This window comes from Petralouisia muris (assembly GCF_004793545.1).
Lineage (GTDB): Bacteria > Bacillota > Clostridia > Lachnospirales > Lachnospiraceae > Petralouisia > Petralouisia muris.
This window is the reverse complement of record NZ_SRYA01000108.1, coordinates 1-11,389: the sequence shown is the minus strand read 5'-3', so window position 1 is coordinate 11,389 and position 11,389 is coordinate 1. Positions and strand designations below refer to the sequence as shown.

Annotated in this window: 14 protein-coding genes, 2 tRNA genes and 1 pseudogene; 15 read left to right on the top strand and 2 right to left on the bottom strand. The window is 41.3% G+C overall.

Features of this window, described 5'->3' with window-relative positions; translation table 11 throughout:
• The first annotated feature begins 155 nt into the window (after positions 1-155).
• Together E5329_RS26340 and E5329_RS26335 are read left to right on the top strand one after the other, a co-directional pair.
• A tRNA-Trp gene (locus tag E5329_RS26340) sits at positions 156-226 on the top strand.
• Between the two features lie 143 nt (positions 227-369).
• Complete coding sequence (locus E5329_RS26335) at positions 370-594, top strand: hypothetical protein (protein ID WP_135992177.1); 225 nt, start codon at positions 370-372, stop codon at positions 592-594.
• Positions 595-659: 65 nt separating this feature from the next.
• Here the strand turns inward: E5329_RS26335 and E5329_RS30130 are convergent, their stop codons facing one another.
• Positions 660-812: a hypothetical protein gene (locus tag E5329_RS30130; RefSeq protein ID WP_168356785.1), complete on the bottom strand. Its 153-nt coding sequence runs from the start codon at positions 810-812 to the stop codon at positions 660-662.
• Positions 813-935: 123 nt separating this feature from the next.
• Here E5329_RS30130 and E5329_RS26330 point away from each other — a divergent pair, with 123 nt between their 5' ends.
• Complete coding sequence (locus E5329_RS26330) at positions 936-1,745, top strand: NYN domain-containing protein (RefSeq protein WP_135992176.1); 810 nt, start codon at positions 936-938, stop codon at positions 1,743-1,745.
• Between the two features lie 53 nt (positions 1,746-1,798).
• Here the strand turns inward: E5329_RS26330 and E5329_RS30125 are convergent, their stop codons facing one another.
• On the bottom strand, positions 1,799-1,963 hold the full coding sequence (locus tag E5329_RS30125) for a hypothetical protein (RefSeq protein WP_168356784.1): 165 nt from the start codon (positions 1,961-1,963) through the stop codon (positions 1,799-1,801).
• 308 nt (positions 1,964-2,271) lie between these two features.
• Between E5329_RS30125 and glf the strand changes: the two genes are divergently transcribed.
• The 12 genes and pseudogenes from glf to E5329_RS26270 all read left to right on the top strand — a co-directional run bounded on the left by glf (position 2,272) and on the right by E5329_RS26270 (position 11,263).
• Entirely contained in the window at positions 2,272-3,381 is a 1,110-nt protein-coding gene (gene glf / locus E5329_RS26325) for a UDP-galactopyranose mutase (protein WP_135992175.1), read from the top strand.
• A gap of 2 nt (positions 3,382-3,383) precedes the next feature.
• Positions 3,384-3,908: an adenine phosphoribosyltransferase gene (locus E5329_RS26320; protein ID WP_135992174.1), complete on the top strand. Its 525-nt coding sequence runs from the start codon at positions 3,384-3,386 to the stop codon at positions 3,906-3,908.
• Between the two features lie 76 nt (positions 3,909-3,984).
• Positions 3,985-4,533 carry a 2-C-methyl-D-erythritol 2,4-cyclodiphosphate synthase gene (gene ispF, locus E5329_RS26315; protein ID WP_135992173.1) on the top strand — a complete coding sequence of 183 codons (549 nt, stop codon included), beginning with the start codon at positions 3,985-3,987 and terminating at the stop codon, positions 4,531-4,533.
• A complete protein-coding gene (locus tag E5329_RS26310) occupies positions 4,530-5,765 on the top strand; it encodes a GNAT family N-acetyltransferase (RefSeq protein ID WP_135992172.1) in 1,236 nt (411 codons plus the stop codon). Before ispF ends, E5329_RS26310 begins: the two co-directional genes overlap by 4 nt.
• A gap of 31 nt (positions 5,766-5,796) precedes the next feature.
• Positions 5,797-6,477 carry a serine O-acetyltransferase EpsC gene (gene epsC, locus E5329_RS26305; protein ID WP_135992171.1) on the top strand — a complete coding sequence of 227 codons (681 nt, stop codon included), beginning with the start codon at positions 5,797-5,799 and terminating at the stop codon, positions 6,475-6,477.
• 19 nt (positions 6,478-6,496) lie between these two features.
• A complete protein-coding gene (gene cysS / locus E5329_RS26300) occupies positions 6,497-7,903 on the top strand; it encodes a cysteine--tRNA ligase (protein ID WP_135992170.1) in 1,407 nt (468 codons plus the stop codon).
• Positions 7,888-8,322 (top strand): annotated as a pseudogene (locus tag E5329_RS26295) (Mini-ribonuclease 3); the annotation flags it as partial. The gene cysS and the pseudogene E5329_RS26295, both read left to right, overlap by 16 nt.
• 98 nt (positions 8,323-8,420) lie before the next feature.
• Positions 8,421-9,158: a 23S rRNA (guanosine(2251)-2'-O)-methyltransferase RlmB gene (gene rlmB / locus E5329_RS26290; RefSeq protein WP_135992168.1), complete on the top strand. Its 738-nt coding sequence runs from the start codon at positions 8,421-8,423 to the stop codon at positions 9,156-9,158.
• A 172-nt stretch (positions 9,159-9,330) separates the two neighbouring features.
• Positions 9,331-9,900 carry an RNA polymerase sporulation sigma factor SigH gene (gene sigH, locus E5329_RS26285; protein WP_408634706.1) on the top strand — a complete coding sequence of 190 codons (570 nt, stop codon included), beginning with the start codon at positions 9,331-9,333 and terminating at the stop codon, positions 9,898-9,900.
• 76 nt (positions 9,901-9,976) lie between these two features.
• Positions 9,977-10,049, top strand: a tRNA-Thr gene (locus E5329_RS26280).
• A 549-nt stretch (positions 10,050-10,598) separates the two neighbouring features.
• Entirely contained in the window at positions 10,599-10,886 is a 288-nt protein-coding gene (locus E5329_RS26275; protein WP_135992166.1) for an HU family DNA-binding protein, read from the top strand.
• Positions 10,887-10,933: 47 nt separating this feature from the next.
• Positions 10,934-11,263: a hypothetical protein gene (locus E5329_RS26270; protein ID WP_135992165.1), complete on the top strand. Its 330-nt coding sequence runs from the start codon at positions 10,934-10,936 to the stop codon at positions 11,261-11,263.
• The last annotated feature ends 126 nt before the right edge of the window (positions 11,264-11,389 follow it).

The following is an 11,389-nucleotide window of genomic DNA, read 5'->3' as shown; positions in this document are numbered from 1 at the left end:
GAAAGATGGAAGGAAGAGATGGATTGTCCTGTATGGATTTTTGAAGGTATATGAAGTATTGCTTTAATATTTATTGAAATCATGGAAAATATATTGACAAAAGGAATGGATTCCACGTATAATGAGCATTACGTGGAATGTATTGTATATATTATAGGGGAATCATACAGCGGCAGTATTGCGGTCTCCAAAACCGTTCACGGGGGTTCGAATCCCTCTTCCCCTGTTTTTAGCAGAGTAGAAAAATTTATGTCTATTCTGTTTTTTTTATTGCAATCTGCAAAAGCAAATACCTGTTTTCATGTATGAGAAAGGAAATCCGGTATATACTATTTCTGGCAAAATATTTTGAGTGACAGGAGAAACTATATGATAAGCATAGAAATGGATTATTTAAAAGAAAAGGTAGAAAGCAGGCTGCGTGAAGAACATCAAAATAGGAACAGGCGGGAAGATTTATATGAATTGGATCAACAGATTAGCGGACTTCACAGTACGTTCGAGTTGATAAACAGTGCACAGGAAAAAGAATTGCGGCGGCCTGTAAAAGAGGCAATGGCTAAACTTGACAATTGTATGACAATTAAATCTTAGTCATGCAAATAATTATCCAGCCATGTAAGAGACACATTTTTGTGTTCTGCATGGCTGGATTTGCATTAGGATTCCCCTTCTTCCACGATTTCTTCCAATACGCGGATGAGATCCTGAAGAGTTTGCAGTCTGACGTTCCGTGCCAAAATGCAGTCTTTTAAATCTGTTGACAATGTTTCAAATTTATCCCGTAAACCGGGAGCTACATAAGATGCCATAACATCACCTCTCTGGTAGTATGGGAAAAAAAAGAGAATTTATTCTTTCTGACCGGGGATGGTTGTTTCTGCCAGCGGAAAGTATTATAATAAGGAATGAATCAAAGAAAAAGGAGGTATAAGATGGATGATGAAAAGAAATATGCTCTACTGATTGATGCAGATAATGTATCATCCAAATATATAGGGATTGTCACAAAAGAAGCACAAACACTGGGAAATGTAACGATAAGGCGGATTTATGGAGACTGGACCTCTAGTTCTAAGAATTCCTGGAAGGATTCTTTACTGGAAAGCTCTTTGACCCCAATTCAGCAGTATAATTATACGGTAGGGAAAAATTCTTCTGATTCGGCAATGATTATTGATGCCATGGATGTGTTATATACTGGTAATGTAGACGGATTTATTATTGTATCTTCCGATAGTGATTTCACAAAGCTGGCCATGCGTTTGAGAGAGTCAGGAAAACGTGTCATTGGTATGGGAGAGAGTAAGACGCCAACGCCCTTTGTCAGAGCTTGTGAGCAGTTTAAGACGTTGGATGTTTTGTATAAAAATAATAATTCTGAATCTAAGAATAACAATCCGGAGCCAAAAAATAATATTCAGGAGAGAGTGAGAAAGCAGGGCGGAAGAAATTCTGAACCAGAAAAAGCATCTGTTAAGGATGCAGAGCCCATTACCAATCTGAAGTCAATTAAGGCCACTATAATATCTTTGCTGGATGAAAATTCAGATGAGGATGGTTGGATGTATCTGTCAGAGCTAGGGAATATGATTCAGAAAATGTATTCTGATTTTGACTGCAGAAATTATGGATATCATAAGTTTGGTAAATTAATAGAATCTTTTTCAGAGCTGCAGACAAGAAAAGATGATTCCAGTAACGGAATCACAAAGATTGTATTAGTTAAAAAAAGAGACGATTAGAGACATGAACATAACCGGCAGAGATGGTGCTGCCGGTTTGTCATGATGAAAAGTTAACTTTCTGTTTGCTGTTTGCGTACCAGGCGCCAGATCGTGTCGTGCATCCAGCCAACTGTATCGTTTAGTTTTTTATTTTCTTCTAACAGAAGCTGATTCTCGGTTTGTAATTGTTCTAACAGTTCCATATTGTCTGATTTGATAATATTGCTAACTGCCATCTTAATCACCTCACCCACATTATACCAGAATAAAACCGTATTGTGTGTTAAAATTATGGAAAGAAATGGAAGTTTTGCCTTCCCGCTTGCAGTTATACTCAAGAGCATACTTATTTGCCAAATGACTTGCTTGTTTTCTTGAAATAGCGAAAACTTGTTGGTAAATCATTTCGCTCATGGGTATAAAAAGATTTTCGGTATATTTTGCTGAAAAATCTCTTGTGCAAACTAACAGGTTATACTATACTGATATAGAAATCCAGAGTACCGTTTTTCCGGGGATGGAATGGACAGAAAGGTGAATTCGAATGAAAAAGTATGATTTTTTGATTGTGGGGGCAGGACTGTTTGGCGCAGTATTTGCTCAGGAAGCGAAAAAAGCAGGAAAAAAGTGTCTTGTCATAGATAAACGCAGTCATATTGCTGGGAATATTTATACAAAAGAAATAGAAGGAATACAGGTGCATGAATACGGAGCGCATATTTTCCATACCTCTGACAGAGAAGTGTGGGAGTATGTCAATCAGTTTGCAGAATTTAACCGGTATACCAATTCGCCGGTGGCAAATTACCAGGGTGAGATTTACAATATGCCTTTTAATATGAATACTTTTCATAAGCTGTGGGGAGTGGTTACGCCCCAGGAGGCAAGGAAGAAAATTGAAGAACAGAAACGGGAATATGCTGTGGAGAACCCGAAGAATTTAGAAGAGCAGGCCATTAATCTGGTAGGTCCGGATGTATATACCAAGCTGGTAAAAGGGTATACGGAAAAACAGTGGGGAAAACGGGCCGCAGAGCTTCCGGCCTTTATTATAAAACGGCTTCCGGTACGGTTTACTTACGATAATAATTATTTTGATGATAACTACCAGGGAATTCCCATTGGCGGCTATACAAAGATCGTGGAAAAAATGCTGGAGGGAACGGAGGTCAGACTGAACTGTAATTTCCTGGAACATCGGGACAGTTATCGGGAACTTGCAGAGGACATAATTTATACAGGCATGATTGATGAATATTTTGATCATTGTTTTGGAAACCTGGAATACAGATCCCTCCGATTTGAGACGGAGATTTTGGAAGAAGAGAATTATCAGGGTAATGCAGTGGTGAATTATACGGAATATGAGATTCCTTATACCCGAATTATTGAACACAAGCATTTTGAGTATGGAACTCAGCCTAAGACAGTAATTACCAGAGAATATCCCAGGGTATGGAATCCCGGAGATGAGCCATACTATCCTGTAAATAATGATAAGAATATGGAGCTTTACGGAAAATATTTTGCGCTTGCCGAAAAAGAGGGAAATGTAATTTTCGGCGGAAGGCTTGGACAATATAAATATTACGATATGGATGACACCATCGAAGCAGCATTGCATTGTGTGAGAAAAACGATTGGAGGAGAATGATTATGAAGAAATTAGAAGATTATGTGAGAAGTATCCCTGATTTTCCGGAGCCGGGTATTATTTTTCGGGACGTTACAAGTATTCTGCAGGATGCAGACGGATTGCATCTTGCCATTGAAGGTCTTATGGAGAGTCTGAAAGATGTGGATTATGATGTGGTAGTGGGGCCGGAATCCAGAGGATTCATTTTCGGAGTGCCAGTAGCTTATGAAGCCGGAAAAGGCTTTGTTCCAGTACGGAAGAAAGGGAAACTGCCATGTGAAACAATTTCGGCAGAATATGATTTGGAATATGGAAGTGCAGTGATAGAAATGCATAAGGATTCCATTCAGCCGGGTCAGAAGGTAGTGATTATTGATGATTTGATTGCCACTGGCGGAACCATTGAAGCGATTATCGGATTGATTGAACAGTTGGGCGGACAGGTAGTAAAAATCTGTTTTGTCATGGAATTGGCAGGTCTGAAAGGGAGAGAAAAGCTTTCTGGGTATGATGTGGAAAGTCTCATTACATATGAAGGAAAATAGAGAGACGGATAAGAACCGGGACAAGTTATGAAGAGGGAAAGCCTCATTACATAAAAAAGAAAACAGAGGGATATGGATGAGAGTTGGAACAGGTTATGATGTGCACAGGTTAACAGAGGGCAGAAAATTAATTTTAGGCGGTGTGGAAATTCCCCATACGCTGGGGCTGGAAGGCCATTCAGACGCAGATGTCCTGGTGCACGCCATTATGGATGCTTTGCTGGGAGCGGCAGCCCTTGGAGATATTGGAAAGCATTTTCCGGATACAGATGAAGCCTACCGGGGCGTTTCCAGCCTGAAGCTTCTGGCTCAGGTGAGCGGATTGCTGGCTCAGGAAGGATATGTGGTGGAAAATATTGATGCTACAATTATTGTGCAGAAGCCCAAATTACGGCCTTTTATTTCGCAGATGGAAGAAAACGTGGCGAGAATAATGCATCTTGCTGAGAATCAAATTAATATCAAAGCCACCACAGAGGAGGGACTGGGATTTACCGGAAGTCAACAGGGAATTGCAGCCCAGGCAATCTGTTCCCTGACAGGACTATATGAAGGCAGTGTGACAGCATTTGACAGCGAAAGAAATTGCAGCAGCTGCGGCGGCTGCAGGAAAGCAGATATATGAAAATATCTTCCTTTCTGCAGGAGCAGCTGCACAGGGGAAAAGAAATTCTGGAGAAGTGTCTGACAGTGGCAGAAAGCGGAAGTATGGAAGAGATACGATATGTAAAACAAAAGGAAAAGTATGGGACAAGAGCGTTGTATGAAATTGCTTTTTCGGAAGATTCAGAGGAATTTGTGGATTATTATTATGAATGGAAAACCAGTGACAACCAGATTCTTGTGATGGAAGAGGATAGGAAGATTCAGGTGATGATGCACTTGAATCCTTATGCGCTTTGGTTATACGGCCAGCTGCAGACTATTCCTTATATAGTGGCGGTTGCAACAAAACCGGAGTGCCGAAGGCTGGGGAAAATGGGACGTGTCATGGAGTATGCACTGCAGGATTTGGCGGACAGGAAGATTCCCTTTACCTTTCTTCTGCCGGCAGATCCTGCCTATTATCAGGGACAGGGATTTGTATTTTTTTCTCAAGTTTTTTCTGAGGAAAACCATTGGGAAACCAGAGACTTACATGCTGCAAATGTGCTTCCGTTCCAAAACGAAACATTGCAGGAAGCAGTTCATTCTGAGAATGAAATACTGCAGAAGGCAGAAGCAGTGTTTTTCTTTTCGGAAGAAAAATCTCATGCAGAGAAAAAAGAAATGCAGTGGCGGCAGGCCAATCAGGAAGATATTCCTGAAATGATAGAATTTTCCAATAATATTCTCAAGGAGCAGTATCATATATTTATAAAGCGGGATGAGTGGTATTATAAACGTCTGTTTGCAGAAGTAAAAACAGAGCGGGGCGGGATTCTTATATGGAAGAACAGGAAAGTGACACAAGGGGTGCTTGTGTACGGAATGGAAGAGCCTGACAGGGCTGAGGTGAAAGAATTGCTGCTTATGCCAGGCTTTTGCAGCCGAACCAAAGAAGCTTTGACAGAAGTTTGCCGCGAAGCTATACCGGACTGTGAAATTGCTTTTGCGGAGTTTGATATGATGTTTCGCATTGCCAGTCTGAGAGAATTTGTTTTTTTGATGAAAAGCGAAGCAAAGCATTGTTATGATGTAAAAATAAAGGATTCTGTGATAGCCTCCAATTGTGGGTGTTATCGAATTGAAATTGGCAAAAGCGGCGGAAAGATTCAGGAAATACCGGGAGAAAGTGTTAAGCAGGAGATGGATATTTCTGAATTGGCAGGAATGCTGGTGAGAGATACCCGGGTGAATTTGAGTGAATGGGTATAAAAGATTGACGTTTGAAAGGAAATGACAGGAGATGGGATTTTGGAAGCATATAAAGGAAGAATTTGAAGTGATACAGGAGCGGGACCCGGCAATCAAATCTCCTTTCGAGGTGCTGCTGTATCCCAGTTTTCGTGTAATGCTCAGTTATCGGAAAGCCCACAGGCTCTATTTAAAAGGACATTATTTCCGGGCAAGAAGAATTTCCCAGAAGGCCGCCAGGAAAACAGGGATAGAGATTCATCCGGGAGCCGTGATAGGAAAAGGATTTTTTATTGATCATGGAAGCGGTGTGATTATCGGAGAAACGGCCATTATCGGCGATAATGTAACCCTCTATCAAGGCGTTACATTAGGAGGCACTGGAAAAGAAACCGGGAAGCGCCATCCAACCTTATGTGATAATGTGATGGTCAGTGCAGGCGCCAAGATTATCGGTTCTTTTACAGTGGGTGAAAACAGCAAAATCGGCGCCGGCAGCGTGGTGCTGAAGGAAGTGCCACCCAACTGTACTGTGGTGGGGGTTCCGGGCAGAATTGTAAAACGTGACAATATAAAGGTTCCCAGAAGTGATATGGATCAGGTGCATCTTCCTGATCCGGTGATGGAGGATATTACTTTGCTGCAGCATGAAAATTCTGCGCTTTGCAATCGCGTGATTGATTTGGAAAAAGAAGTGCGGAGGCTGCAGAATGATGCAAAGGCACAGATATAGGCAGAAAGCAGGAGGACTTATGAAGGTATACAATACATTAAGCAGACAGAAAGAAGAATTTATTCCACTGGAAGAGGGAAAGGTGAAAATGTATGTGTGCGGGCCTACCGTATATAATTTTATTCATATTGGGAATGCAAGGCCTATGATTGTATTTGATACGGTAAGACGTTATATGGAGTACAAGGGATTTGAAGTGAATTTTGTATCTAATTTTACAGACGTAGACGATAAAATTATAAAAAAGGCAATGGAAGAAGGAATAACCGCCCAGGAGATTTCCAGACGCTACATTGAGGAATGTAAGAAGGATATGGCAGGGTTGAATGTGAAGCCGGCAACCACTCATCCTCTGGCAACAGAGGAAATTGACGGAATGCTTGAGATGATTTCCACATTGATTGATAAAGGCTATGCCTATCCGGCGCCGGATGGAACGGTTTATTTCCGCACCAGGAAATTTAAAGAATACGGCAAGCTGTCCCACAAGAATCTGGATGATCTGCAAGCCGGCCACAGGGATATTAAAGTAACCGGAGAAGACAAAGAGGATTCACTGGATTTTGTATTGTGGAAGCCTAAAAAAGACGGAGAGCCTTATTGGGAATCTCCCTGGTGCCAGGGGCGTCCGGGGTGGCATATTGAGTGTTCTGTAATGTCCCGGAAATATCTTGGTGAAGAAATTGATATTCATGCAGGGGGAGAGGATCTGATTTTCCCTCATCATGAAAACGAAATTGCTCAGAGCGAAGCCTGCAATGGAAAAATTTTTGCCAGATATTGGCTTCACAATGGTTTTTTGAATATAGACAATAAGAAAATGTCTAAATCTCTGGGAAATTTTTTTACAGTGCGGGAAATCAGTGAAAAATATGATTTGCAAGTGCTGCGCTTTTTTATGCTGAGCGCACATTACAGGAGTCCATTGAACTTCAGTGCAGAGTTGATGGAAGCCGCTAAGAATGGCCTGGAAAGGATTCACAACGGGGCAGAAAATCTAAAGCATTTATCCAAAAATTCCGAAAAAGAGCAGATGACAGAGGATGAGAAGAAGATTTGGGCTGAAAGTCAGGGATTTATCACAAAATTTGAGACAGCCATGGAGGATGATTTTAATACGGCGGACGGTATTTCAGCAGTATTTGAACTGGTAAAATACATCAATACAAAAGTAAATGGAGCGTCTTCCAAAGAACTGCTGGAGCTGCTGTATCAGCGTTTGAGTCTTCTCTGCGATATTCTTGGGATTATTCTGGAGAAAAAAGAAGAAATTTTGGATGAAGAGATTGAAAATCTGATTGCGGAACGTCAGGCGGCCCGAAAAGAGAGAAATTTTGCCAGAGCAGATGAAATACGGGAACAGCTTCTGAAACAGGGAATCGTTCTGGAGGATACCAGAGAAGGGGTAAAATGGAAAAGGGCATAAACCAGTATTTTTTAGAAAAATTTGGCATAGAACAGGCGGATATCAGAAGTTATTCCCCGCTGGTGCTGGCTTATATCGGAGACGGAATTTATGATCTGGCGATCCGTTCCCTGATGGTGGGCAAAGGGAATGCCCATGTGAATGATTTGCATAAAAAAACCAGCAGATTGGTAAAAGCCCATGCCCAGTCAGAGATGATTGGGCTGCTGCAGACGGAACTGACAGAGGAGGAGCGTGCCATATACCGGCGGGGCAGAAATGCAAAATCATTTACTATGGCAAAAAATGCGTCCGTGGCAGATTACCGCAGGGCGACAGGCTTTGAAGCGCTGATGGGGTATCTGTATCTGGAAAATCAAATGGAACGGATGATGGAACTGATTCTGACGGGGCTGCAGAAAATGCAGGAAACAGACGGAACTGCGGAGCATAAAGAAACAGATGGAATTGTGAAGAATAAAGAAACAGATGGAACTGTGAAGAATGAAAGAAATGATGGTTCTAAAGAGGGACAGGAATGAGATACGAGGAATTGACGATTGAGGGAAGAAATGCCGTGATGGAGGCTTTTCGTTCCGGTAAAACCATAGACAAGCTGTTTGTGTTGGAGGGATGCCAGAACGGGCCGGTGAGATCCATTACCAGAGAAGCAAGAAAACATGATACTATTGTAAATTTTGTCTCGAAAGAAAGGCTGGATCAGATTTCAGAGACAAAAAAGCATCAGGGAGTGATTGCTTTTGCGGCTGCTTATGAGTATGCTTCGGTGGAGGATATGTTAGAGTCTGCAAAGAAAAAAGGGGAGCAGCCTTTTTTGCTGCTTTTAGATAATATAGAAGATCCCCATAATCTGGGCGCCATTCTCCGTACCGCTAATTTAGCGGGAGCCCATGGAGTGATTATTCCCAAGCGGCGGGCAGTGGGGCTTACCGCCACAGTAGGCAAGACCTCTGCCGGGGCAATTAATTATACTCCAGTGGCAAAAGTTTCGAATCTTTCGAATACAATTCGGGAATTGAAGGAGCAGGGCCTGTGGTTTGTCTGCGCCGATATGGACGGTACAAGGATGTATGATCTGGATTTAAAGGGGCCAATCGGACTGGTAATCGGAAGCGAAGGGGAAGGAGTCAGTAAGTTGGTAAAAGAAAACTGTGACTTTACAGCTGCCATTCCAATGGCCGGGGAAATTGATTCCTTAAATGCATCCGTCGCAGCCGGAATCCTGGCCTACGAAATTGTGCGGCAACGTTTGTAACCAATTTGCAGGGCAAATTGATTACCTGCTTGCCCGCCATCACGAAGTGATTAAAAATGCGGGCAATACCCGTTGTAACCAATTTGCAGGGCAAATTGAGGAATAAGAGTATGAATATTTAGAGGATAAACAAGTGCAGAGGAAGATCGAATATCAGAATCAGACAGATGAAATGTTAATCGAGGAATTACGGAATGGTCAGCCCGATATTACCGATTATATCATGGAAAAGTACAAGTATTTAGTACGCAGACGAGCCAATGCCATGTTTTTGATTGGCGGAGATACCGATGATTTGATTCAGGAAGGAATGATTGGATTGTTTAAAGCAATCCGGGATTATCGGAAGGAAAAGGACGCCTCTTTTTACCATTTTGCAGACCTTTGCATTACCAGGCAGATTTATCATGCAGTGGAAGCTTCTCAAAGGAAAAAGCATCAGCCTTTGAACAGTTATATTTCCCTGAATGCCAGTATGGGGGAAGAGGGTACAGATACATTTCTGGATTTATTGGAGACTTTTGAAAATGCCAATCCGGAACAGCTTTTGATTGACCGGGAGAATGTCAGGGCAATTCATGAAAAAATAGCCCAGAGTCTCAGCGCTTTGGAACGGCGGGTACTGGAACTGTATCTGGAGGGAATGAATTATCGCCAGATTGCAGAGGCACTGGAAAAGGAGCCGAAAGCAATTGATAATGCGCTGCAGAGAATTCGAGGAAAATTTGCAAAAATTTTATAAATAATGTTGACAAGTGGGAAATAATATAGTATATTAGATAAGTCGGTTGGGGAAACAACTGATAGAAGATATAGTTGCTGCTGTGGCTCAGTCGGTAGAGCGTCGCATTGGTAGTGCGGAGGTCACGGGTTCGATTCCCGTCAGCAGCTTTTTATAATGCCTATTTTATGGCATTTTCCGAATGTGAAAATGAAAAGGGTAATCAGGATAAGTCTATGATCAGTTACAGAAATATAATTGATGGTGGGCTTATTTTAGTGCCTGAAACCACAAACTAATATTACCGCATTTAGCATGAAAATGCCCTTATGAGCCACATAGAGCTTCACAAGGGCATTCTAACAGCCAATTCTACAGTAACTTGAAAACACAATTTCATTGTAACAATCAAAACAGAACTCAAAAGCAAAACAGAATTCCAAAAACAAAATCAGAAAATCTAAAACCCAAGGAGGACAACTTATAATGGCAAAACACATAAAGAACATGAACCAATTACAGAAAGCATTGCAGCCCGTCATCAAACAGTGAATTGCATGGGGGACTGTTTGTCAACCATAAACCCCGTGTGTGGGATGAGGCAATGGACGAAACGATCAACAATGGAAGTTTATTGAATCTGGCAGTCCAATATTTAAGAAGCCAGGGAACATCAGTAAGAAGTTAAATGACGAGAATTAAGAAGGAGATAAAGCATTATGGATACAGTGAACAAAAAGAAATTCGCATATAAAATTGCGGAGAAAGGCGGTTTTTATAAAAAGGATGCAGTAAAAATGACGGAATTATTCTGGGAAACGCTTATGGATTTTCTATCAGAGGGGAAGAAAGTTAATTTCTATGGAACTGGACATTTTGAATTAAAAACCGTAAAAGAGAAGGAAGCAAGGAATCCAAAAACCGGAGAAGCGTGCATTGTGCCGGAGCATAAGAAAGTGAAGTTTTACCCAAGCGAGACATTGACAGAAAAAATAGAGGATGAATAAAACAAAAACGGAATAGATTCAGAGAATGAATGACAGGAGAGCGTTTCATGAAAATCTATATGGACAGGAAACCGGAGAATTTCAGCCATTGCATTTACAAGAAGGATGTAAGAAGATATTTTGACCTGGATGATTACTGCGCTAAAAATGGGAAAGGGACAGGAAGGATCAATATAGAAGAAGACTGTCCATTGAGGAAATCAAGAATCAGGAGATATGCCGGGAAAATTCTTAAAGCATTGCAGAATAGAAGAAAAGCGGGACATAGAACAGAAGATATAATTCAAATAAAAACGGATATTGTATTGACAGATAAAGATGGGAAGTTTATAGAAGTGAAAATGCCAGAGCCGGAATATATAGATCCGATATGGTAAGTAGGAGCTTCCGGTATACTTTAAAGAGTAAAAGGAATTGACCAAAAAGAATACCTCAAGCAAATAAAACAAAAAAGCAAGCAAATGTAGAAAATCAGGCAATTAATCTTTTGTCAAAAGAGGAAC